This window comes from Shewanella psychrophila, assembly GCF_002005305.1.
Taxonomy (GTDB): Bacteria; Pseudomonadota; Gammaproteobacteria; order Enterobacterales; family Shewanellaceae; genus Shewanella; species Shewanella psychrophila.
This window is the reverse complement of record NZ_CP014782.1, coordinates 5,015,219-5,040,197: the sequence shown is the minus strand read 5'-3', so window position 1 is coordinate 5,040,197 and position 24,979 is coordinate 5,015,219. Positions and strand designations below refer to the sequence as shown.

Sequence of the window (24,979 nt, the reverse complement as noted above, 5' to 3'; positions counted from 1 at the left end):
AAGGGGTAAAAAGCTAGGTTCTGATAGCTCTCCTATACTGAATTGGACAGAGTTTTGTTTTACTCTTGCTCAGTCACTATCACCCGTATTCGCGCAATCACTGGATTATCCGGAGCCAGCCATGAGCCATACTTATAAAGTTATTGAACTAGTGGGATCTTCACCTATCAGTTCGGATGAAGCGATAAAAAATGCCGTCACTTCTGCGGGGCAGACCTTGAAGCATCTTAGGTGGTTTGAGGTGATTGAGACTCGGGGACATTTGGAGGCGGGTTTGATTGCTCACTGGCAGGTGACCATCAAGGTTGGGTTTACGATAGAGTCTTAGGTAATAAGTTCTGAGTTTTAAGCTGTAAGTGAAAGTAAAACAAGAGAGAATAGTGTTAAAGGAAGGGTATCTTTAACCTTACAGCTTTCTGTGCATTGTCTTGGGCTTAGTATTTCTTTAAGCATCCCTTGGCAGGCCTTTCTCGACGCTGCGGATCACTCTTAATGTTTTGCGGCTGAGGGGGGAGGCGTTCTGGACTCTATCTGACTGGCTCAGGGTTGTTATTACCTGGCCTTTTTTTTCTAGGCTCTGTGTTTCCAGGCTCAGGATTGATGCTAGTTTGGTGTGTTGCTGAGCTAATGCCCAATCGATATGTTCTATGACCATCTCATCGGCCTCTTCGGAGGCTTTTCTCTGCTCGAGTCCTTGAATTATCTTTTCTGAAGCTGGGGCATTGCCCAGAGCGACGGCGATATTTCTTAGCCAGCGCTTATGTCCGATACGGCGAATGGGACTTCCTTCGGTGATCTTGAGAAACTCGGCCTCAGTCCAGCTAAAGAGGGTAAGTAATTGAGGTTGCTTGAGTGGGTCCCTAGTGTGAAAGTCAGTCTCTAGGGTGAGCGGCGCCTTGCTATTGACCGGGCACACCAGCTGGCAGTCATCACAGCCGTAGATGCGATTACCTATGAGGGGGCGAAATTCCTCTGGAATAGCTCCTTGCAGCTCTATCGTCAGATAAGAAATGCAACGCCTGCCGTCGACGATATAGGGTTCGACTATGGCATTGGTCGGGCACGACTTGATGCAGGCTACGCAGGTATTACAACCCTCACTGACGGGAATATCCACGGGCAGGGGCAGGTCGATCAATAACTCTCCGAGAAAAAACCAGCTACCTACCTCTTCATTGAGCAAGAGACTGTGCTTACCCGTCCAGCCTAGGCCTGCTTTCTCGGCCAGAGGCCTTTCGAGTATCGGCGCCGAGTCTACAAAAGGGCGGAAGTTGGTCTTGCCTGCGTTGATGGTATCGAGCTCAGCCTGGATCATCTGGCCTAGTTTCTTGAGACGATTACGGATTAACTTGTGATAGTCACGCCCGCCGGCATAACGGGAGATATAGGCTAGGTTGGGGTCTTGGAGATTTGTCGCAAACCCAGCCTCTGGTGGTAAGTAGTTCATTCTGGCAGAGATGACCCTGATGGTTCCTGGGTGCAGCTCATGTGGACGGGCACGCATCATTCCATGGGCTTCCATATACGCCATATCGCCGTGATAGCCCTTGTCCAGCCACTGCTGTAATTTGACCTCTTCACTGGTTAAGTCTGTGTCACATATGCCTATTTGAGCGAAGCCTAGCTCATTTCCCCACAGTTTTATTTTTGCTGTGAGCTCTCTTAGTTCTGTGGCTGAGAAGGGGTGGGAATTGATTGGAGGTAGAGCTGTGTCAGACATAGGGTTAAATAGGCAATGAAATACCTCAATATGATAACAGTAATCAGCGGCCTTAGCTGCAGATTTGATTAAGCCTGCCCCTTGGGCTTAGTTTCCGTTTCCACTGGATGTGAATCTTGGGACTTTTTATCTAGTATTCCATTTGTTGTCAGTTCAGATACTAATGGATAGTATCTGAACTGGCATTTACATCATATTATTTAGAGCTAGAAACTTATAGATAGAGAAAATAAGAAGTAAAACATGGATTATACGCTTATCATTTCCCTTTTTTGTTGACCACCTTTACCTCCACGGTAGCTGGCATATGTGGTTTAGGCGGGGGACTTATCTTAGCCGTGACCTTGCCCTGGTTCGTGCCTGCCGCCGCGGTTATTCCTATTCATGGCACCACACAATTAGCGAGTAATTTCTCCCGTCTCGGGTTTGCCTTTAGGCACATATACTGGCCGGTGGTAGGGCCCTTTGTGTTGGGCTCCTTGGCGGGGATTGCATTGTTCGGCTTCTTCCTGATAAACCTGTCGACAGAGTTTATTCCCTTGTATATCTCGCTTTATTTACTGCTCAGTCTCTGGGTAAAACCTATTGAACGATTACTCGGCAAATTGGAAAATTTTTATCTGGTTGGCGCGGCGCAGACTGGTCTGGGCCTAGTGGTTGGTGCACCCGGTCCCCTGACCATGAATCTTTTGATGAAGCGTCTGACAGATAAAGACCAGATAATTGCCACGGCAGCACTGTTGATGGGGTTGAGTAATATTTCTAAGGTGGTGATTTATGCGGGATTAGGATTTATTTTTGCCGACTATTTGCCGCAAATACTCTCGGCTATCTTAGGGGCTTCTTTAGGATCTCTGATAGGCACTAAGCTGAGGGGCTCTATTGATAACGAGAAGTTTATGAAGGCCTTGAAATGGATATTAACCTTACTGGCAATTCAAACACTGATTCGTTTTAGTTATGGCTGATCTGGAAAATCACGAGGCTCAGTTACAATTGTTTTCCATCAAGATAATAGTTATTCATTTCTAATACATATTTAATAAGTGGTAAGGCTAGTTTCATTCCAGTTTCAGTGTTAGTTATATAAGGCTGTACATAAAAATAACAATTCGCTAAGGTTTCTTATATGACGCTTAATAGCAAGATAATGACATTTGTGGGCGTACTTTTTATCGCCTTGATAAGTATTGCAGTCTTAGGTCTGCAGGCCTTATCTAAAGCCAGTGAAAGTGACAATATTGCCCGAATTAATCAGCTGATGAAGAGTACGGTCAATATTGTCGAGCAGTTTGAGCAATTAGCCGCATCAGGTGAACTCAGTGAGGCCAAGGCTAAACAATATGCCGCTCAGATGCTCAGAGAGAATAAATATCACGACTCGGAATATGTCTATGTGGTCGATGATAAATTAGATTTCTTAGCCACCGCTCACGATCCCCAGCTTCACGGTACCAGCTTCAATGATTTCAAGGATGCCAGCGGTAAGAGTATTGGCCAGATGGTGGAGCGCTTAGTAGGTAACAAGACTCAGCAGATCATCACCTATCATTGGAATTCGGAGCGTGACGGCGCCGTTGTTGATCTCACCTCTGTGGTGCAGAAAACCAGTCGCTGGGGCTGGTATGTGGGGACTGGTATCAGTTCTGCCGAAGCAAATGAACGCTACTGGTCTGTGGCCAAGTGGTTGCTGACCCTCTCTATCATCATTGCTGTGGTGCTGTCTTTTTCACTTTATCGTTTCGGATTTAGCATGCGTAATGCATTAGGCGCCGAAATTGAAGATGTGCGCAATATTGTGATTAAAGTATCTCGGGGCGACTTGAAGCAAAACCCTGATTTTAAATACGCCAGTAATGACAGCGTTGTCGGTGCGATAAACTATATGCAGGAAGGATTGCAAGGTGTTGTAAAAGAGATAAAAAATGTCGCCTACACCCTTAATGAACAGATGGTGGAATCAGAGAGTCGCGCCACAGAATTAGATAATTTAACCAGGACTATGAATGAGGAAACCCAGATGGTGGCCTCGGCTGTCACCGAGCTTACTGCCTCATCGGGTACCGTTGCTGACCATGCAAAACAGACCGCCGACTCTGTGGCCGCTGCGGAAAAGCAGGGACAGAATGCTCACCTCTTGACTGAGGAGGCGTCTAAAACCATAGCGCTACTTGAGACTCAGATAGAGAGTGCGGGGGGGAATATTCAAATTCTCGATGATGAGGTCAATAATATTGCCAACGTGCTATCCGTTATTCAGGGTATTGCCGAGCAGACTAACCTGCTGGCGCTCAACGCGGCTATCGAAGCGGCGCGCGCCGGAGAACAGGGGCGTGGTTTCGCCGTTGTTGCCGATGAAGTGCGTCAATTGGCTCAGAGGACGCAGAGCAGCACGGGTGAGATCCACAATATGATTGTTAAGTTACAGACGGCCGCCAAGGATGCGAAAACCTCAGTTACTCAAAGCATGACGACCAGTGAAGAGTAACCGATCAATATAGGACGTCTTCCTAAGATCATTTGATGTGGCTACTCTCAGGGTAAACCTAATACTGAGAATGCTCATGGCTAAACCTCATCTCACCGACGCTCAAAAATCTACCCTCCTGGACAAGTGGTGCACAACGCCTTTATCTATGCAGGACTTCTGTCATCAGGAGAACATTTCAACTTCTTCTTTCAATCGTTGGCGCCAGCAGTTAACGGTTCCTCCAGAAATCCAGGCTACCGAAGCCGACTGGATAGCGCTTGAGCCCGCTAAGCAAGATAAGCTTCCCGTGTTACCTGACCCAAAACCAAACTGGAACATTGAGCTTGTGCTCCCTGGTGATGTCATTTTACGACTACGATACTGATGTTATTGCCCAGTCCGGATTTACGCATATGGTTGTATGCCAAACCCGTGGACATGCGCAAGCAGTTTGATGGCTTAATCGTATTAGCTAAGCACCAACTCCACGCTTCTCCCATGAGTGGTGAGCTGTTTGTGTTCATTAATCGCAAGCAGACCATGATGAAGGTGCTGTATTTCAGTCGCGGAGGATACTGTTTGTGGAGTAAGCGGCTTGAGTTAGGCCGCTTTCATCACGTTGAGGGTAACGGGGATAAAATCAATCTCACCTGGACTCAACTACAGTGCCTCATCGAAGGCATTAATTGGCAAAAACAAGTGAAAAACAAACGGTTTAGTTCGTTATAACTGGCTGTTTTTGATATAATATCAGCCATGAAAACAACTATCCAGACAGCTTCGTTATCACAAGAAATTGAGCAGCTAAACGCTCAAAATTCTGAGCTGTCTGAAAAAGTGCTCACGCTGCAACAGCAACTCGACTGGTTTAAGCGCCAGTTATTTGGCCGCAAGTCTGAAAAGCTGTTAGAGGATAATCCCAATCAAGAAGTCTTATTTGACCGCCTTGAGTCTGGGGAGCAAGAGCCTGAAGACAAGCAACAGATATCCTATACCCGCTCAGCAAAAAAACGCACCGGCAATGAAGTGAATGACACCGGCTTGCGCTTTGATGACACGGTACCTACTAAGGTTATTGAACTTAAGGCGCCAGAGCTAGAAGGTGACGATGCTGAGCAGTATGAGGTTATCGGTTATAAAGAGACTCATCGCTTGGCTCAACAGCCGGGCAGCTACACCATTCTTATCTACAAGCGTTCCGTCGTCCGTCACAAAACTGAGCATTGCCTTAGCGTACAACCTGCACCCGATAACGTGCTCGACGGGTGTTTTGCTGATGTCTCTGTTATCGCCGGCATCATGGTCGACAAGGGAGTCTATCATTTACCCTTGTATCGCCAGCACCAAAGAATGCTTGATAGCGGCGTTCAGGTCAGCCGGGCTACTCTCATTAACTGGGTAAAACGGGGCATCGAACTGTTAACGCCTATCTACCGAGCTCAGCTACAGCATATCCTCACCAGCTCTACACTGGCCATGGATGAAGTACCGATGAAAGCAGGGCGTAAAGCGAAAGGTAGGATGAAACAGACTTACTTTTGGCCCATCTACGGTGAAGATGATGAAGTCGCCTTCACCTGGTCATCAAGCCGTGGAGCTAAGCACGCCAAGGAACAGTTAACAGGTTTTACCGGTGTACTGCTCAGTGATGGTTACCAGGCTTATACCAATGTGATAAAAGCACTTAATCGTGATAACGAAGCGAACATCATCCATGCCACCTGTTGGGCTCATACTAGGCGCTACTTCGATAAATCTTTACTCATGGAGCCGGAATTGGCTAAAGAGGCCTTAAAGCAAATCGCCGAGCTCTACAAAATCGAAAAACACATCCGCGATAACCTGACCTACAGCGATGAAATCCTCGCTTATCGGCAAAAGTGGAGTGAGCCCATCGTCGATAGCTTCTTCAAATGGCTCTATGACCAACGGCAACGCCCAGAGATTTTACCGAGCAACCCGTTAAGCAAGGCCCTTAGTTATGCACTTGATAGAAAAACAGAACTTAAGGTCTTCTTGAGTTACCCAGCTGTGCCTATCGATACCAATCACTTGGAGCGAGCTTTACGAGTCATACCCATGGGAAGGAAAAATTATCTATTTTGCTGGACCGAACTGGGGGCGGAGCAGTTGGGGATGCTGCAAAGTTTACTGGTTACCTGCCGTCTGCAAGGGATTAATCCTTACACTTACCTCGTCGATGTCCTGCAACGCGTCAGCCAGCAGCCAGCTTCGAAAGTTGAAGAACTCACGCCGCGAGTGTGGAAGACGAAATTTGCCGACAACCCACTCACATCAGATTTGATGCAGACTTCTTAATCTCCTGCAATACCGTCCTATATTGATCGGTTACAGTGAAGAGACGGTGGCTAAGTCACATCAGGTGTCTGAAGAGCTTAAAAATATCGCTATCTCGTTATCTGAAATTTCCTTGATGAGCCATCAGATCTCGGAGGCCGCATCGGAGCAGTTAACGGCGGGGGAGGACTCGGCTATACGAATCGTCAATATCTCCGAAACAGCCGAAAACACGGCATCTGTGTCTCATTCGTCCCATGCAACCAGCGCCCAAATTCAGCTGTTGACTATGAACCTGGAGAAAGAGGTGCAGAAATTTGCTATCTAATACCTTATACCGATTGGTATATAACCGTTGAGAGCCTGAGTCGATGGCTTATTTCTGGACTGGGTGATAGGAAGAAACAAGTATGAAAAAAGCCAGCCTAAACTAATGTATAAGCTGGCTTTTTATTCTTTATCTTAGACAAATCTAGTCGATGAAGCTCATCAAATGTTGCTTCACTTCATCTGAAGCGAAGGCTTGCTCGACGCTGATCTTATAGATGTTGAAATAATCTTCACGGCTCAGGTTGAACTCTTCCATTACTTTGCGCACTTCGTCAGTCATTGTGGTGTTAGACACAGTGCGGTTATCTGTGTTGATTGTGATGGGCAGAGCATCTTCATAGAAGGCTTTCAGTGGATGTTCACTAAGCTTATCTACCGCTTTTGTCTGGATATTACTGCTGGGGCAAGTTTCCAAGCCTATGTTCAGTTGTTTCACTAAATCATAGGCGGCCTGGTGGCCCGTAATATGAATCCCATGGCCCACACGTTCGGCATTTAACATAGAAACGGCATCGAATACATTCTGGCCAACGCCTTGTTCTCCGGCGTGTATGGTGATGCGATAACCTTTCTCGACGGCGTATTCCACATAGGGAATAAACTCACTGCAAAAGCCTGGTAGCTCGGCGCCAGCCAGATCGAAGGCAACCACGCCCTTATTCAGATAAGCAGCGCCCGCATCGATAACATCTCTGATGTTATCCTTGGGGAAGGTTCTCAAGATTGAGAGGATATAGTTGCCCTTGATATCATACATGGCTTCGGCGCGCTGCATGCCTTTGACCACTGAGCCTATGATCTGATCGAAGTTTAGACCTTGTAACTGATGCAGCTGTGGGCCGAATCTGACTTCGAAATACTTGACGTTTTCTTTAGCCGCATCCTCGAATAGTTCAAATGATATACGCTCGATCCCCGCTTGGGTCTGCATCACAGACAGAGGCAGGTCGAAACGCATCAGATACTCTTCGAGATTCTGACATGTCTCGGGGGCGATCATTAATGAACGGATTTCATTGATGTCTTGGCTAGGAATGGAGATGTTTTGCTGGTTAGCAAGATCGATAATCGTTTGTGGGCGAACACTGCCGTCTAAGTGACAATGTAGATCGATCTTGGGTAAGCTTGAATAATTCATGAGTCTCTACCTTTATTGGATAGTACCTATATGAATACCGGTTAAAAGGGAACTATGGCGTTTTTGGACGCAGATCTTACCTATTAACAGATAGTCCATATTGGAGATGGTGCATAAAGTTACAGACTTCATAATCAAGAATTTAAGGCTCTTGGTAGAAACTCCCAAACCATATCATCGGGATTATACGAAGCGTTTTTTTGGACTATAGCATTAGCGATAAGTGACTGCAACGCTTGGGTTTAGTGCTTGCTAATTTGCTCTGATTCATTAGCTTTGGCTTGAGCCAGTGACTCGATGTAATGGATCTATTTTATGTCTGGTTGTGACCTGTTGAACATTTATGGGTGACTGCAGCTTTGTGAGTCGGGTATCACACAGCAAAAGGGGGCATACGCCCCCTTGGATTTAGCTCAATCTAAGATGTGATTGACATCATAGCTGGGCTTTATTTTTACATAGTAATCTGATTTTCATAGTGCTTTGATTTTACATAGCACCCTGATTGATCATCACTGAGTTATTCGAACCCACCTGAGTCACTGCTGCAGTGTTAGACATATCAGTCTGAGTGATATTGGTGTAGTTCATAGTACCGCCAGTAGCCGTAACGTAAGCAATATGGCTGTTGCCCGTCTGAGATACCAGTAGTTGGTTTTCAGCACCCCAAGTCGAATCTACATCGGCGAAGTTAAGGTCGCCATTTTGGTCGATATCAACCAGTGAACCGTTATGTGAAGACTCTGCCGAGACTAAGTTACCGTTACCAATCTGGTCGATATACATGGTGTTATCAGAACCTGTTGAAGTTGCGCCTATATCACGGTCTGTATCTGAGTTCGATACGCGGTTATTATTACCTGCCTGAGTAATGAATATCTCGCTGCCAGCACCTGAGAAGGTACCTGCACCAGCATAGTTACCAAGACCCGTTTGGTCGATAGTGATGCTGTTGCCAAAACTCGTAGCGTCTTGCATAACCAGCACATCATTACCTAAGCCATTTTGATTCACGGCTACAGTATCGCGGTTACCGTCTTGATAGATATCGGCGTTATTAGACACTAGAGCCGCATCAGTACTCACTTGGTTGACAGTCGTGTCATTACCGTTACCCGTTTGAACAAGATGAACCGTTTGTTGATCGTCCTGAGTAACAGATGAACTGTTGTTATTACCATCTTGTATGACATCGGCAGCGTTTAATGAGCCTTGCTGTATGCTTGACTCATTGCCATTACCGTTAATTTGCAATGAAAATACTGTGTTAGAGAGCCCCTGTGAGACCTCTGCATAGTTGTTTTTACCATTGACTTGAATAACGTCAGCTTGGTTAGCCGAGTCTTGATCTATGTTAGATTCGTTACCATTGCCGTCAAGCTGTAATACAAACGCATCGTTAGCTTGGTCTTGCACTATATTGGTGTAGTTATTATTACCACCGTCTTGTGCCACGAATACCCTATTGTCATCTTCCTGCTCAATCCATGACTCGTTACCGTTGCCGTTAACTTGGATCACTGTAGCCGTGTTGTCATCGTCTTGCTCTATCCAAGAGCTATTACGATTACCATTGTCTTGGACTATAGTCACTGAGTTGTCGTCATCTTGATCGATATCAGAGAAATTACCATTACCGCCAGTCTGGGTAACGCTAACTGTGTTGTCATCATCTTGATCTACCCAAGACTCGTTGTTGTTACCTCCGCCCTGATAGACATGTAATGAGTTATCATCATCCTGTTCAATATCAGAGAAGTTGCCGTTACCATTTTTCTGGGTGACGTAAGTGATGTTATCGTCATCTGAATTTAGGTAAGACTCGTTACCGTTACCATTTTCCTGAGTGATAAAGGCTTGGTTTCTATCTTCCTGGATAACATCTGATACGTTGCCGTTACCATTTAGCTGAGTGACTATCGCCAGGTTATCTTCATCCCCTGAGCGGTCAGCTTGATCGACATATGATTCGTTGTTGTTACCCGTTTGGCTGATTATCGCTGTGTTGTTTTCTGCCTGGAGCACTTCAGAGTAGTTACCATTACCCATCTGCGTAACCGTTGCACTGTTCATTTCCAGCTGTTCGACGTAAGAGCCGTTAGCGTTACCGGTTTGAGTGACTGTTGCTAGGTTTTGCCCTACGCCGTTATCACCATTTTGATAGATGGTCGAGTCGTTTCTATTACCGGTTTGTGTCGATATCGCCGTATTTTGCTGAGCGGTCTGGCTGATGAGTGCGACGTTATCGTTACCCGTTTGCATCAGAGTCGCAACCGTAGTATCGGCGCCATTGCTAGCTGTCGACTGCATGATATCGGCGTCGTTCCCTGAGCCTGACTGAGTCAAGTTAGCGAGGGCTGCGTCTGAATTTGTTTGATCTATATAGGCATCATTGCCTTGGCCCACATGTTGAGTGACGGTGGCGAATGCACTATCTGAGTCTGTGTTTTCTATGAGTGCTGTATCACCATTACCGGTTTGAGTGATGCTTGATGAGGCCGAAGTCACGTCGACTTGACTGACTGTAGCAGAATTACGGTTGCCTGATTGCTGGACATCGGCAATATTCAGGTTTGAATTTACTTGATCCACTTGAGCCGCGTTGTGATTACCATCTTGGTCGACCAATGCCTGGTTATTATTGCTTTCGATAACTTGGTTAACGGTTACGGCGTTATTATTTCCATCTTGTGTCACAGTCGCATTGTTATCAATGCTGGCAGCTGAAGCTCCCGAAGAGGCGAGTAAAGCCGCCGATATCAGCATAGCAATCTTAGAATGTTTCATTTGGTTATTCCCTTATTTACTAGTTAGTTGCTTAATTTGAGAAGTTAAATACTTTGGTCATCGACTCAAAATTAAACAGGCAAGATCCTTGCTGCTGGACCAAGATTAAAATCATTTTCGTTTGTGCTAATGGTTACCATACTATGGCTAGCTTCCATCTTTTGAATGACGTAAAACCTATGTCACTGAGAATTGACTTAGTACATTTAGCCCTTTCTTCATACCTAGGTTTTATCATGTCAATTTATTGACGACAATTATGATGAGTTAACGACTGAGTAACATCAGTCTTGAGTATTAAAGGCTCTAGGTAGAAAGAAGGTAATTAGACTGGATACTAATACTTTTATACTATTAATAAATTCGTGTAATTAGATTAAGCTTTTGTTTTTACTTGGGTTGATTGTTTTCGTGGTCGGATGGGCGAGGTAGCTAAATTTGAGATGAAAACCTAGAGTAATAATACTAAAGTGTTATGAAGTGAGAGCGAAAGTTGGGTGCAGTGACCTCACTATATGTGATTATTGCTATCGCTATATTGGTATATGCTTATTATTAGAAATGCATTGAGCGTCTAGGTCGCATAGGACGTGTGTTAAGCCTGTAATGGATGAGAGAGTGATATCGCTCGATTTATGCCCTTCCAATTTTTTAGGCATAAGGCATATAGAGGTAATATGAGACCCCGTTTCCCTGAGAGAGTTATTTTTCTGAATCTGCTGATCGTGATGTCTGTTGTGCTAATCGGTTTTATTCAGCAAGTGAGGGCGGAGCATGACGAAGAAAAGACTAAGCTGCGTTTATTGACAGAGTCTTGGGTGCCTGTTTCATTTGAGGAGGCGGGTGTGGCCAAAGGGTATTCTGTCGAGCTTGTAAATCAGCTACAGTTTTTTATCGGAACCCATGTTAAACCCGAGGTACTCCCCTGGGCCAGAGCGCTTTCTATTGCTGAGGCGACACCAAATGTGCTTTTGTTTGCTACTTCCATTAATGAGGAGAGGAAGAAGCAGTTTGATTTTGTTGGCCCTATTTTAACTAGTCGTATTTCTCTGTTCGCCCGCAGTGATGATGCTCTAGAAATCAAAAGTATAGAAGGCATCAGTGAGTTTGGGGCGATAGGTGTCTACCGGGGAACCATAGGCGAGAGTTTACTCAAACGAGCCGGGGTTACAGATCTTCTGGTGGCCAGCTTTCCCGAGCATTCAGCGAAGCAATTGATGCGGGGGCGTATTCGATTATGGTGTCAGGCGGAGCTCGCAGTGGAGAGTCTGCTAGCAAAAATTAATGTCGACAGAAGCAAGGTTAAGCCGGTACTCGTGATTGCCGATATCGACCTCTATCTGGCCTTTTCTAAAGGTACCCCTCAGAAGGTCATTAGAGTTTGGGCTGAGGCGTTAACCGCGTTTAAAGCATCGGGGCGTTTTGCTTTACTTCACCATGAATATTTTGATGACCTGCCAGTGTCTGAACAGGTAGACATTATCTGGCGTGATAGATAATGGCATTGATTCGGCTAAGCGTTATCGGTTTTATCCTATCTTGACACAGTTTCTGCCACTGGATTTAGCCAGGTATAGCCCTTTATCGGCACGCTGAAGCAATTCGGAGAAACTTTTATCTTGCTCCCTGGCAGCGACACCTGCGCTGATCGTTATGGTTAAATCTTGAGCTGTACCACTCAAGTCAGCCATGGCTATAGAGTCTACTAAACGCTCGGCAATCTCTGTGGCTTGTTCTAAGTTAGTGTGAGGCAGTATGACTAAGAATTCTTCGCCTCCGACCCGACCTACCAGATCAGACTTTCGCATCAGGCTGCTGGAGATATTAGCAAGTGAAGTCAGCACTTTATCACCGAGGTCGTGGCCAAAGTTGTCGTTAATCTTCTTGAAATGATCGGCGTCGAACAAGATTAAGGCCATTACATCATGATTATCAGAGAATGATTGTTCGCCAACGGTATAGGCGTGTCTGCGATTTGCCAGTTGGGTCAGGTGATCTGTCAGGGCTAAAACACTCAATAATTTAGACTTCTGTGCTTGTTTATAGGCAAAGAAAGAGATGATTATAATGACTATGATGGCGAGAAAGATGACGGTAAATTGTAAGTATCGATTTTGCTGTAAAATTTGTAACTCATGCTCCTTTATTTGCTGTGTCTCTAGCAGCAAGAGGTTTTCAGATTCAACTTGTTTAGTATTGAATCGAGTCTGCATCTCTGTGGTTCTATGAGTCTGTAGCTTGATATCCAGTTCGCTATGGAGTCGATTATAATGTTCCAGTGAACGGTATGCTTGTTCCCACTGGGAGAGTTCTGCGAATATTTGACTTTCCAGAGTATAAAGTTGAATGAGTCCACGGGAATTTTTTACTCGTAGAAAAGCAGATTTTGCCTCTTCGATAAGGGGAATAGCCGCGTTAGGCCTGCCTCGTAGCATCTCTATCTTGGCGCGAAATAGCATCATAAAACTATAGAAGGCTTCATCTGTAGGCATAACATGATTATGTGAGGCCTCAAGGTATTTCAGCGCCTCATCTAAGCGGCCCAACTTGATGAGGGTACCTGCTAAGTTAATGCCGACAAAACTTTGGGCTAGTTCATCTTTTTCTAGCTGCCAGTAGCGATAGCTTTGCTGATATTTTTCCAAGGCAGCTTCATTCTCGCCTAGTTCTTCAAGGGCAATGGCCATCTCTGTTACCATGCCGTTAGCGGACTCGAGATCGCCGCTTTCAATGAACTTGGCTTCGAGTTTTGCGTAATATTCATAAGCTGTTTGAGGATCGCCAAATCGACGGTAGCTAGTGGCTATTTCGGCTAAGTTATATCGACTCCAGAATGCCAGGTTTAAGCCGTCGTAGAGGTGTTGAGCACTGTATAGGTCTTCCAGCGCTAAGGCATAATTTCCTTGGAATGAGTAGATAGCGCCTCGAAGTCCACGGGCATCGGCGATAAGCCTTGGGGATTCGAGTTGATAGGCTTGGGCTATGACTTGATTGTATTCTTTTAAGGCGAGATCGACTTGTCCTCCGACTTGATAAAACCAGGCTCGGCACAGTTTTATATCGGCAAGGGTTTCAGGGGATTGCTTGATAACTTCAGCATTGAGTTGTTTTTGGGCAAGGGCTAATCCCTTCGCTCTCTCATTATTGTCATAGGCATCTGTGCTCCAACATAGCACTCGTTGTAATCTGAGGTAGTCTTTAAGATCGGCTAAGGTGATGTTAGCTTTGAGGTACTCAAGTTTAGCCTTAAGATCGTCACTGGATAAAGTGACACCGCTTTCTAACTCTTCGAAGGTGGTATTAAGATTATTTGGCTCATCGGCCGAGACGAGAGGTGAGAGCAAGATGAACAATAGCCAAGACAAGGTGAGCTTGCCTGCTCCTCTTTGTATGGGCGTTAGGCAAACTAGAGCCTGACATATTAATGCAAGCTTGGGTATAATTCGATGTGGTAAGAGCCGATAAATCATTATGGGCTAATGCTTCCTCTTATTTGGCTCAAGGTATACAGCATACACAAATCTTAGCCGATATTATCCCATCATCATATATTTTATATGCAAAAAATTGACATAAGATATTGTATCTCCTGATGTTACAAATGAAGATGCAAGTTAACCACTTGCCACTTATTTTGCTTTTATGCAGGGGGGGAGGTATAAAGGCCAGCGATAAGTTCAAGTTCAGCGCTAAGACCAAACATTAGTCATTATTGAATCTACCCCCATTTATTAATTGAAAGTTTATAGAGCAAAACCATGATAGAAATTACTCCAGAATACAAAGCGCGTGTCGAACAAGTTTCACTCAATGTATGTAATGTGGTTATTCCCATGGATAAGATTCCTGAGAATCTGATGGAAGCCTACGCTAACCTCTGCAACGAGTTGCTCGAAGACACAGATGAGAAGTTCATCAGGGGCTGGCACGCATTGCCAAGCAGCGCTAAAGCTCAGCTGCCACAAGCGGATTTTCATGGCTTCTATATCGCCAATGCCTGGCTACAACTGAGCCGCGTGGCACAAGATATCTCAGAAGCTGCCGAGAGTGATGAAGCTATCGACGAGAAAGAGTACAGCGGTATCTTCACTCGTATCTCTGACGATTCTTTGAAAGAAAGTGCTAAGAAGTTAAAGAAAGCCCGCACAGACAGAGCTTTACTTAACAGCATCAAGGCTGTTATTGACGGAAAATAATCGTCTCCTAAGGATAAAACATTAATCCTATTTCTAATTGCTAGGCACTGAATATTGAGTGGGTTGAGTAAAAGAAATATTTGCGAAGGCCATGGAAAAGCATGGTCTTTTTTGTGTCTTTTTTAGTCGAGACATGTCGGATAACAAGCTTTAACTACCATTTCTTATGTTGTCATAAAGCCCAAAAACAAAGTCACCCATTATAAATCAACAATATACCTAGTCCCTTGTTCAAAGTTACCAAGTTATCAAGACTCAACCTAATTACAGAGTTAGCTTGACCAGTAATCTGACGATTCTGATCTAACTATCTATGGATATTGGTCGTTTAAAGAGGAGAATTGTGAATTTCAGGCAGGATAAGTTAAACCCATTAATAAATCGATTAGTTGGGAACAGAAATGATTGAACGTATCAGCTTGTTTGTAAATACTGGCAGCATTGGGAGAAATGCCGTCGCCGCTTCTCTAAGTGTTCACAATAGTTTGTTAATTCTTGCAAGGTACCTACAGGCCCATGAAAGAGCTTACCAAAGTTAGCGGTGAGTTTTATCCAGTTATCACAAGGGATATTTAGCCTAATCAGTATCTTTGCTGCATTGGCCGAGATTACCCCTCGCTTATCATCACGAAGTATACGACCGGTTTCATCAACCAGCTCTAAGTAATCTTTAAGGCTAAAGCTGATACCTTTAGGTTGGTGTGTTTGCTCATTGCCAATAAAAGGCAGTAGTCTTATCGGTTGCGCACCTTTCAAGGCTGCTTTAATTCTTAGCTGGAGGCTGGTGTAGTTAGAACTTGCTGGTGTTTTGGCCATCTTCGCCCGAATTGGGTTCAATTCAACATAAGCCATACAGGCTAAAACAGCTGCTTCATCCAGTAAAGCTTGGCTTTTAAAACGCCCCTCCCAGAAATGCCCGGTGCAGTTATCTTCATGGTTAGCTTGTCTGGCTATGGGCTCATTGAGGCAACGCATAAACCAACTAATATCACAGAGGCGTGAACGATAAGTCGCTATAAGATGTTTTAATTTAGCCACTTGATGCCCATCAATGACCTCTCCTTTTGCAAATTTTTGTGTAAGCTCAGTCCCCTTAAAACAGGTATGCCACTGTTCAACCACCTTCCTATCTGACCAGGTATTGGCTGTATCTAAATCGATATACAGCACCAGATGAAGATGGTTACTCATGACGGCATAGGCTGCTATATCAATAGCAAATGCCTCAGTGAGTTTGAGCATTCGGGCTTCTATCCAAGCTCGACGATGGTCATAGTTTTTTCCTGTATTTTTGTCGTTTCCACAGAGATGGGCGTGACGAACAACACGACTACAGCAGTGATAGTAGGGCGTGTCTTCGAGACTTATTTGTGTACTTCGGGGACGGGGCATAACAACCTCAGGGTTAAGCTGATTATTAAAGCTTAGTAAGAAGTACAAACATGTGCCATTAACAATGGGTGGCCAGATTTTCTGGCTTGTGCATTCGATTGCTATCTCAAATTTCAGATAGTGAGTACTTTTCTCTATTTCTTCTTTCGGGCTAGCCTGTCTGAAATTGAACTGAAGATTCCCTATACTCACTTAGAGTTGGGGTAAATAGGATGAACTTATGAATAGAGTGTATTCACTGGCACTGATCGCGAGCTTAACTATGGGTACTACAAGTTGTAAAGCCGAGTCTACTGAGCCAACTGAACTGGCAGATTTGATCATCACCAATGCGGTGATTTATGGCCATAAGAGTGCCGATACGCTGGCAGTCTATGATGGCAATATTGTTTATATAGGCAATGAAAATGGTGTGAATAGCTATCGTAATGGTCAAACTCTGGTGATGGATTTAGAGCACGCATTTGTGATGCCGGGTTTTATCGATAATCACAATCATGTGTTTGAAGCCGCATCATCAGGGGGGGGTAACTGCGAGCTGAATATGGATGCCTCGCTGGCAGAGCAAGTTCCCTACCTGAAAGCCTGCCGTAAACAAGCTAATGATAATGAATGGTTGATGGGCTACGGTTTCTCTATTGATGCTGTGCTAAATGAACAGAACGAGAGTACTCCCCTTGAAGTGATAGACCGTATATTCCCCGACCATCCCGTTGTCATTATGGAGCAAACGTCACATTCGATGTGGGTGAACTCACAAGCACTTAGGCTTGCAGGGATCACCAAAAATTCGATTGAACCACAAGGTGGTAAAATTTTGAAAGACGAGGAAACCGGCGAGCTCAATGGCATTTTATTTGATAATGCCGGCGATCTGGTGATGGAGATGGCATGGAACAGCTTAGAAAACCAGTTTGATACTAGCTATATCGGCCTTATGTCTGGTTTGGAAGAGGCCGCGGCTCATGGTATTACCACCATAGGTGATGGCCGACTGTACTGGAAACGAGGCTGGTATGAGGTATGGCGAGCGGCGGAGAAAAATGATGAGTTAACCGCAAGAGTATCGCTTCGACCCTGGATCTATCCCACCGATTCAATGGATGCTCAGTTGAAATACCTCAAGACAATTCATTCAGGTAATAAGTCCGGTTTGCTTCTCGTCGATCAGGTGAAGATGTACAGCGATGGCATTTTTATTAACGGTACGGCAAAATTACTCAAGCCCTATATAGACACTTATATTGCAGATGAGCCTTTGGGCATTAACTATATTGCACCGCAACAGATGCCAAGCTGGTTGGATAAACTGAATCAAATAGGCTTCGGTGCCCATATTCATGCTATCGGTGATGGGGCGATCAGGGAGTCACTTAATGCGGTTGAATATGTGCGTAGTAAGGGGGTTAATAGACCCTATACCTTAACTCATGTTGAACTGGTCAACCCTCAAGATGTGCCGCGTTTTGCTAAGTTAGACGTGACCGCAGACTTCCAAGTGGGCTCGGATTATGTCGCCCATCACGATCATAGCTGGGCAGAACCATTTCTTGGTGAAAAGCGTAGTAGTCTGTTGATGAACCTAAAGGCTATTTTTGATACTGGCGCGAATGTGACACTAAGCAGCGACTGGAATGTACACGACATCAACCCTTTGGTCGGCATTGCCAACAGTATTAAGATGGGGGCCACAGGGCTACCTGACATAGATACAGCTATCGATGCTTACACCATCAATGCCGCCGCTAGTCTTGGGATTAGTGACATAACGGGTTCTATTGAAGTAGGTAAGTCTGCCGATCTTGCGATTATTGACAGTGATATCACTCAATTGCCAGTTGAAGAAATTGTTTACGCTGAGGTCATCATGACGCTGTTGCAAGGTAAAACAGTGTTCGATGCTGGGGACCACTAACCTGCATAACGATCAATAAAGTGCCTAGATGACTGTTATCGCTGGCAGAGTTCTCATTGGATTATACCAGCGATGAGTGTTTTTAACTGACATTAGATTAATAGGTGTTTCTGTTTGAAAGCATCAATAGCTTTGGCTCCCTTGCTGGACAAGGTTAAGCCATTGCGCCAGCAGATCTCGACTTTACGCTTGATTCCTACGGGTTCAAAATCGCAATCTAGGGGGAGGAGTTGTTTATCTGAAATCATCGAACTCACATATTCATGGGGGAGAAACGCGAAGCCTTTGCCTCGCTTAAGCATAGCGATGAGGGTGTTGATATCAGAGAATAGACCGTAGTGGGGGCTGAATCCGTTTTCATCACTATGACCAATATCCCCCCAAACTAATTCACAGTGTTGACTTAAGTCTTGCAAGCTTATGTTAGAGAGTTCTGCCAATGGGTGCAGAGGGCTACAAACCAGCTCTTCGTGATAATAACCTAAACGGCAGTAGTCAAATTGAGTGTGATGTATAGTGTCAGATTCGTGAGTCAGAATGATATCAGTACGTCCTTCACATAGATCTTGTTCTAGTTGGCTGACCTCTTCTCGGTACACCTCAATGCTCAGGTTTGGCATCTCGAATAAAGACGCCAGAGCAGGAGAAAAAGCGATATCAGGAATGTAGTTTTCCATGCCGATCCTTAGTGTGCTTGGTTCACTTTCTGCGAGAACCTGGGCACTTTGGACAAACTTATCCAGCTGGCTCAAGCTGTGGGTGAGGTAGGGCAATAACTTTTCACCATCCTGACTTAAACTAGTCTTATTGCCCGAGCGATCAAAAAAGCTCACTCCCAAATCAATCTCTAAATCGGAAATCCATTGGCTAACCTGAGACTGGCGTTTACCCAGCTGCCGCGCTGCCGCAGAAATAGAGCCTGTCTCAATTGCCAGTAACAAGGCTTGAAGGTGTAGTAAATTCATTAATTCATCTCTTGTCTAATAACAAGTTTCTAAGTGTTTTTTTTGTGCTTCATCGAGCTTTATTAGTATCAGTTAAGTTCGCTGATTTTCAATTGTTTACTTTAATAAATTATCTACTTTGGAGGAAAAGTCGAGGTATCCGAATGTCGTGAAGGCAGGATGCCTAGGAATTTTCTTTCATGCAAACACTTCAGTGACACACCATTTATTACTTGCCAACTAGCAAGCTTTAAATGTTGTTTGGGCTAGTTTCATATAGCAGATTTGGCACTTGAAGGTTTGCTAAATACCATCGTTTCAATGGTATTTATTGCCTGCAGCAGGCTAATGGAAGTGAGGAGGCTAACCCTTTTGAGAGTAAAGACTTTGCTGATGCTTCAGGAAAATTAGTTGCGGCCATTATCAAGGATCACGATTCAAAATTAAAAAGCATCGAAGAATTTAAAAAAGCGATAACTGCATTTATCAGTGACACACTTAGCTGTACAGAAAAAATAATCCGACATTTATATTTATTGATGAACTCGACAGGTGTCGTCCATCTTATGCCGTAGAAATGTTAGAAGTGATTAAACACTTTTTTGATATGCCCAATGTTGTTTTTGTTGTTGCCACCGATACTGAACAGCTTCAGCATGCAGTTAAAGCTGTCTATGGGAATGACTTTAATGCAAACGTATATTTGAGTCGATTTTTCCAAAGGCGTTGTACTTTGCAAGAGCAGCCAAGGTTAGACTTCATCCAGAATAAACTAATTAATTTAACTGAAGAACAACTGCAGAAGGTTAGTGGATTAGTTTGGCCAGAGATTGATAACGACGTCGAGTACCTATCATATTTAATTGGCTCAATCACCGATGTTTTTTCTTTACCTCTACGTGAAACCGAGCTGCTCGTCGATAAACTGAAAGCTGTGTTGTTTAGCATTGAAACCCAAAAAGTCGATATCTTGCTCCTCTGCTCCTTAATGATTATTCACGACAGGTATTTTGATTTCTATCAAAATATTATGGACGAAAAGCGCCCTAAAGGTATGAATGATAATTACCATGTGCCTAGAACTATTCAGGAAATTTTACATAAGGAGAATTTTGGAGAATTAATTGAATTGAAACTGACTCCTTACACATTTTTTGATTATGGATATGCAACCAAAGGAAATCGGAGTCACCTCATTGGCATTGAGAATGGCACATTCTCTGTAAACTATTCTCAGTTATTATCGACTCAGCTTGAAAGCCTACATTCAGTCAGTCGTAAAAACTATTATGACGAGATCGCAAACTTGGTATCTAGGAGTGGTAATCCGTCAGCCCCTATAGCTAATTTTGTTGGAGTGGAACTTGCTAGTTTAGAACAATCAAAAAGTGATTATAAAAATTGGATTGAGCTTGCAACCTCTTTTGATGCTTAGCATTATTTATAGGCTGCTTTGATTCTTAAAACTGATTATCTTATCCCAATTGAAGAGATAACTTTCTTGTTAATGACTCAGTGTAGATGCAGCAACGAGCTTCCAAAACATGGATGTTTTGGTAGAGCCCACATGGATGTGCTTGCGGCGTCTCGTAGAAGTATCTGCACATCCCCCGCTGGGAAGCGTTTGATCACAATGAAGGTTAGACCTTCAAACACAGCACTCAATACCAACTCCGCCAGAAGCTAAAACAGAAAATGTAACTTGCCTTCATTTGAAGGATCCAATTTCAAGGTAATAAAAAAGCTACCAGTATCAGCTGGTAGCTTTAATCTATTCTCGAATCTCTAGCTTGGATCTTGAATCAAGTTCAGGATGACGAGCTAGAGAAGAGTTAGAAAGACGTTCTCTTGTAACGTCGATACTCTGCTGTCCAGAAGTTTGCTTCGATAGATTGCTCTAGCAACTCATCGGTACATGGCAGGGCATGGCCTTGCTCGACAGCAACTTTACCCACGGCATTAGCGATATGCTTACTTACGCGCTGAATATCTTCAAGCGGTGGCAATAGCGGTCCTTCACCATTAATTGCTAATGGTGAACATTCAGCGAGTGCGCGGCTCGATGCCATTAGCATCTCATCGCTGACACGCTTAGCTCCAACGGCCAGTACACCTAGGCCTATGCCTGGGAAGATGTAGCTGTTATTACACTGAGCAATTTCGAAGGTTTTACCATCGATGACCACAGGCTCAAACGGACTACCTGTCGCGACAAGTGCTTGGCCATTGGTCCAGTGAAGCACATCTTTTGGTGTGGCTTCGACGCGACTGGTTGGGTTAGACAGTGGGAAGACAATCGGACGAGGACAGTGCTTATGCATCGCCTTGATGATCTCTTCGCTGAATAGGCCAGGTGCACCGGAAACGCCAATTAGTACAGTTGGCTTGCCATTATTCATCACATCTAGCAAGCTGACATTGCCATTCTCTGTCTGCCAGCTTTCAATCGACTCTGATTTTTGAGCAAGTTTTTGCTGGAAATTAAGCAGATTAGGCATGTTGTCTTGCAGGAGTCCCCAACGATCGACCATAAAGACTTGGCTGCGAGCTTTGGCTTCATCGATACCTTCCGATACCATCTGTGCCACGATAGCTTCGGCAATACCACAACCCGCAGAGCCAGCACCTAGGAAGGCGACTCGTTGATCGCGTAATTGACTCTTAGCGGCTTTACAAGCAGCCAGCAGTGAGCCAACGGTCACGGCTGCAGTGCCTTGGATATCATCGTTGAAGCAGCAGTATTGATCTTTGTAACGCTCAAGCAGTGGCATGGCATTTTTCTGAGCGAAATCTTCGAATTGGATCAAGGCATCAGGCCAGCGGCGGCTGACAGCTTGCATAAAGGCTTCAACAAATTCGGTATATTCTTCACCGCCGATGCGCTGATGACGCCAGCCCATATACATAGGGTCTTCAAGTAGGTGCGGGTTATCGGTACCCACATCTAAGGTGATCGGTAAGGTATATGCCGGACTGATCCCGCCACAACTTGTGTACAGAGACAGCTTACCAATGGGGATCCCCATGCCGCCAATTCCCTGATCCCCTAGACCCAGAATACGTTCACCGTCGGTAACAACGATGATCTTCACCTTCTGGCGCGTCGAGTTGTTGAGAATGTCATCGATGCGGTCTTTATGTGGGTATGAGATAAACAGCCCACGGTTGCGGCGGTAGTTCTTCGAGAAACGCTCACAAGCCATACCAACAGTCGGTGTGTAGATGATAGGCATCATCTCAGTGATGTGGTTTTGAACCAAACGGTAATAGAGTGTCTCGTTGGTATCTTGAATATTTCTCAGATAGATGTGTCTATCGAGATCATTGGTAAAGTTGGTGTACTGATCATAAGCACGAGATGCCTGCTCTTCGATGGTTTCGATAACATGAGGCAGCAGGCCTTCTAGGTTAAAGAAGACACGCTCTTCATCGGTGAATGCGCTGCCCTTGTTGATAAGGGGGGCTTCAAGAATCGCAGGTCCTGCAAAAGGAAGGTAGAGGGGGCGTTTATGATCGTCCATTGGAAACCTTATGATAATTTTAATTATGGATGCTGTCAGTCTGGCAAGATTATCACGAAATGTGATCTTTGTTCTGTTTAGCAGGCGTTTTTTAGCTCTTTTTTATCTCTTTTTTTCATTTCACAATGTGGAAGCGTTTAAAACAAAAAACACAGCCTAGGCTGTGTTTTTATGGCTGGGCAACTTAGTTAAAAGTACCTGTTATTTACCGCGATGCTTGATAGACAAACCAGCAAGAAAATTACGTAAAACCTGATCGCCACACTCTTTAAAATGCTTATGGCCTGGTTTTCTAAATAGCGCCCCCAGTTCAGATTTAGACATATTGAAATCGGCCAGAGCTAATGTGCTGATGATGTCATCTTCGCGCATCTCCAGAGCAACCCTTAGTTTCTTGAAGGTAAGATTGTTGTTGATCTGTGATACTGGCTCTGGGATCTCTGCGCCTTCTCTCAGGCCACGCTTCTCTATGATAAGGCCATCAAGGAACTGACACATGGTCTTATCATTACAAGGTTGGTAACCTTCTTCTTCCTCTTTCTTTAGCATGTTAAGAAGAAGCTCTTGTGACACTTCTTGATTAACCTTGGCGAAGATTTTGATCATCTTGGCATTTTGGTAATCGAACACGAAGCGTAGTCGGCGTAAAATATCGTTGTTAATCATAAGTCTTTATCTTTCATTAGTTGATTCCGCGGCTGCGGGATCTTGTGGCGGCAATTATAGCCGACTTTAGTCCTGAGTCTCGGATTTATTTGTACTGTCTATTTATCTTTTTTGCTCATGAGTTTTTTATTTTCATGGCTATTACTATAAATAAGTGATTCTCTGATATTCGCTCGTATTTGGTTATGCAGTTCAAATACCCGGTCGAGGTCATTGACGTTTAATGAGATATTCTCCAGCATCACCAGATCCAAATTAAACTCAGGGTAGTGTAGCGTCATCGACATGTACCCTGCTAGGTAGCCAGTATGGCTGTACTCTGTTATGCCATCTTCTCGGTTAATCCTAAGGCCGTAACCGTAACTCATATCTGGCCATAGAAACTCAATGTCTGTATGTGAGCTTGTCATCAGCTGGTAGCTTTGGGGGCTGATGAGTCTACCCGAGTGTAATTTGCGCTGAAATGCGGCAAAGGCTTTAGTCGTGGCAATCAATCCTCCGGCAGGGAGCAAAGATTCGGTTATCTCGATCCCCGAGGGAGTTAATCCACCTCCAGATTCAGTGAGCCCTATGGTGAGAGAGGGGGCCCGCTGGCGTATGTCATCTATGGTGCCGACTTCTGCATAAAGGCCACCGAGTTGGTTGTTTAGCTTAAAATCGGCAATCTGTTGAGCTAAAGTCTGTTGGTTTACCTGCTCAAGAATCTCTCCTAATAGGGAGTAACCAAAATTGGAATATTGAAATTGGCTACCAGGCTCGAAGCGGTTTGGTTTACCTAATTTTGAGACGCCGGAAGTGTGACTTAGCAGGTGATGCAGAGTGATGTTTTCATTGTATCTATGTGGGTCGAAACTGGATTTATTTCGTGCCGATTCGACATCGATGCCGTAAATGATAGTAGGCGAATCTACTGTTTTAGACGAGATTGCTTGTTGCGATGAACTTGTATCTTGTGGCGAACTGGCTCGCTGAAGCGAGAGTGCTGAGTCGGTATTTTCTGTTGCTCCGAGTTCGCTGTTATCGTCGAGTGCTATTCCAGATTCAAGGGCTTTTCCTGGTTCAAGAATTGCATCTGCTTCAATAGCTGGCTCCGGGGCGGTCTCAAATTTTGCACTGAATCCCTCATCTTGCTCAGGGTTTGTGTCTGAATAAGCGTCACTATTCCCCCCTTGAATCTCATCAGCATCTAAGTCCACACCATCAATGAGATAGCTATTGATGGAGCGTCTCAGATCGAGTTTATCTGCATCGACGGCTTGCAGTATCAAGGTTGCCGTTATCTGCTTAGATAAGGAGGCAATAACGAAGCTTGAATTTCGGGTGATCCCTCTGCCCTTGTTTACAGTGAGGAGAGGTTTGCCATCTTTTAGCAGAAGTAGGCTACCACTGAATGGCTGCTGAGAGGTGTCGATAGCCTGTTTTATGGATATTTCGATGCTTTGTGGTGCTGCCACTGGCTCATTTTTAGTTTGGCCATCCGAATTCTCTGCCTGTTTTTTACCATTTTTAAGTGATGGGAAATCGGCATAACTGGTGGGGCTCAGCGCTAATGCACTCAGTACTACACTGCTTAGTAGAGTGTTTTGTAAGCGCATCCTTGTC

General features: G+C 44.6%; 19 protein-coding genes, 1 pseudogene and 1 riboswitch. Of the genes and pseudogenes, 11 read left to right on the top strand and 9 right to left on the bottom strand.

All coding sequences use genetic code 11. The annotated features are described in order from the left end of the window. Positions 1-121 precede the first annotated feature (121 nt). Positions 122-328, top strand: a complete 207-nt coding sequence (locus sps_RS21890; protein WP_077754422.1) for a dodecin — start codon at positions 122-124, stop codon at positions 326-328. Positions 329-445: 117 nt separating this feature from the next. On the opposite strand, the gene queG is transcribed toward sps_RS21890, so the two are convergent. Beyond that, positions 446-1,720: a tRNA epoxyqueuosine(34) reductase QueG gene (gene queG / locus sps_RS21885; RefSeq protein ID WP_077754421.1), complete on the bottom strand. Its 1,275-nt coding sequence runs from the start codon at positions 1,718-1,720 to the stop codon at positions 446-448. A gap of 272 nt (positions 1,721-1,992) precedes the next feature. Between queG and sps_RS21880 the strand changes: the two genes are divergently transcribed. The 6 genes and pseudogenes from sps_RS21880 to sps_RS21855 all read left to right on the top strand — a co-directional run bounded on the left by sps_RS21880 (position 1,993) and on the right by sps_RS21855 (position 6,816). Then, positions 1,993-2,688 carry a sulfite exporter TauE/SafE family protein gene (locus sps_RS21880; protein ID WP_077754420.1) on the top strand — a complete coding sequence of 232 codons (696 nt, stop codon included), beginning with the start codon at positions 1,993-1,995 and terminating at the stop codon, positions 2,686-2,688. A gap of 161 nt (positions 2,689-2,849) precedes the next feature. Further along, a pseudogene (locus sps_RS21875) lies at positions 2,850-4,205 on the top strand (methyl-accepting chemotaxis protein); the annotation flags it as partial. A 79-nt stretch (positions 4,206-4,284) separates the two neighbouring features. After that, positions 4,285-4,575 (top strand): IS66 family insertion sequence element accessory protein TnpA, encoded by a 291-nt coding sequence (gene tnpA / locus sps_RS21870; protein WP_077751527.1) that lies wholly within the window; start codon positions 4,285-4,287, stop codon positions 4,573-4,575. Beyond that, complete coding sequence (gene tnpB, locus sps_RS21865; RefSeq protein WP_077751064.1) at positions 4,575-4,919, top strand: IS66 family insertion sequence element accessory protein TnpB; 345 nt, start codon at positions 4,575-4,577, stop codon at positions 4,917-4,919. Before tnpA ends, tnpB begins: the two co-directional genes overlap by 1 nt. A 27-nt stretch (positions 4,920-4,946) precedes the next feature. Continuing rightward, on the top strand, positions 4,947-6,509 hold the full coding sequence (gene tnpC / locus sps_RS21860) for an IS66 family transposase (RefSeq protein ID WP_077751526.1): 1,563 nt from the start codon (positions 4,947-4,949) through the stop codon (positions 6,507-6,509). A gap of 46 nt (positions 6,510-6,555) precedes the next feature. Beyond that, entirely contained in the window at positions 6,556-6,816 is a 261-nt protein-coding gene (locus sps_RS21855) for a hypothetical protein (protein WP_077754419.1), read from the top strand. A gap of 144 nt (positions 6,817-6,960) precedes the next feature. Here sps_RS21855 and add read toward each other — a convergent pair whose 3' ends face one another. Further along, a complete protein-coding gene (add, locus tag sps_RS21850; RefSeq protein WP_077754418.1) occupies positions 6,961-7,956 on the bottom strand; it encodes an adenosine deaminase in 996 nt (331 codons plus the stop codon). Between the two features lie 111 nt (positions 7,957-8,067). Beyond that, positions 8,068-8,167: riboswitch (purine riboswitch) on the bottom strand. Positions 8,168-8,445: 278 nt separating this feature from the next. After that, a complete protein-coding gene (locus tag sps_RS21845; protein ID WP_077754417.1) occupies positions 8,446-10,743 on the bottom strand; it encodes a beta strand repeat-containing protein in 2,298 nt (765 codons plus the stop codon). Positions 10,744-11,420: 677 nt separating this feature from the next. On the opposite strand from sps_RS21845, the gene sps_RS21840 reads away from it, so the two are divergent. Next, positions 11,421-12,242, top strand: a complete 822-nt coding sequence (locus tag sps_RS21840) for a substrate-binding periplasmic protein (RefSeq protein WP_237157908.1) — start codon at positions 11,421-11,423, stop codon at positions 12,240-12,242. Positions 12,243-12,272: 30 nt separating this feature from the next. Here sps_RS21840 and sps_RS21835 read toward each other — a convergent pair whose 3' ends face one another. After that, positions 12,273-14,108 carry a GGDEF domain-containing protein gene (locus sps_RS21835; protein WP_237157907.1) on the bottom strand — a complete coding sequence of 612 codons (1,836 nt, stop codon included), beginning with the start codon at positions 14,106-14,108 and terminating at the stop codon, positions 12,273-12,275. Positions 14,109-14,501: 393 nt separating this feature from the next. On the opposite strand from sps_RS21835, the gene sps_RS21830 reads away from it, so the two are divergent. Further along, positions 14,502-14,939: a DUF3069 domain-containing protein gene (locus sps_RS21830; protein WP_077754414.1), complete on the top strand. Its 438-nt coding sequence runs from the start codon at positions 14,502-14,504 to the stop codon at positions 14,937-14,939. 414 nt (positions 14,940-15,353) lie between these two features. On the opposite strand, the gene sps_RS21825 is transcribed toward sps_RS21830, so the two are convergent. Further along, a complete protein-coding gene (locus tag sps_RS21825) occupies positions 15,354-16,331 on the bottom strand; it encodes a transposase (protein ID WP_077755815.1) in 978 nt (325 codons plus the stop codon). Positions 16,332-16,551: 220 nt separating this feature from the next. Here sps_RS21825 and sps_RS21820 point away from each other — a divergent pair, with 220 nt between their 5' ends. Next, positions 16,552-18,246, top strand: coding sequence for an amidohydrolase (locus tag sps_RS21820; RefSeq protein WP_077754413.1), 1,695 nt, complete (start codon positions 16,552-16,554; stop codon positions 18,244-18,246). Between the two features lie 92 nt (positions 18,247-18,338). On the opposite strand, the gene sps_RS21815 is transcribed toward sps_RS21820, so the two are convergent. Then, the gene (locus sps_RS21815) at positions 18,339-19,211 is read right to left on the bottom strand and encodes a LysR family transcriptional regulator (RefSeq protein WP_077754412.1); all 873 of its coding nucleotides are present in this window, start codon (positions 19,209-19,211) and stop codon (positions 18,339-18,341) included. Positions 19,212-19,692: 481 nt separating this feature from the next. Between sps_RS21815 and sps_RS21810 the strand changes: the two genes are divergently transcribed. Further along, positions 19,693-20,625 (top strand): KAP family P-loop NTPase fold protein, encoded by a 933-nt coding sequence (locus sps_RS21810; RefSeq protein ID WP_077754411.1) that lies wholly within the window; start codon positions 19,693-19,695, stop codon positions 20,623-20,625. 397 nt (positions 20,626-21,022) lie between these two features. Here sps_RS21810 and sps_RS21805 read toward each other — a convergent pair whose 3' ends face one another. The 3 genes from sps_RS21805 to sps_RS21795 form a co-directional block, all read right to left on the bottom strand. After that, positions 21,023-22,711: an NAD-dependent malic enzyme gene (locus sps_RS21805; protein ID WP_077754410.1), complete on the bottom strand. Its 1,689-nt coding sequence runs from the start codon at positions 22,709-22,711 to the stop codon at positions 21,023-21,025. A 201-nt stretch (positions 22,712-22,912) separates the two neighbouring features. Continuing rightward, complete coding sequence (locus tag sps_RS21800) at positions 22,913-23,377, bottom strand: YehS family protein (RefSeq protein WP_077754409.1); 465 nt, start codon at positions 23,375-23,377, stop codon at positions 22,913-22,915. Between the two features lie 98 nt (positions 23,378-23,475). Then, positions 23,476-24,972: a serine hydrolase domain-containing protein gene (locus sps_RS21795; protein WP_237157906.1), complete on the bottom strand. Its 1,497-nt coding sequence runs from the start codon at positions 24,970-24,972 to the stop codon at positions 23,476-23,478. Positions 24,973-24,979: the final 7 nt, after the last annotated feature.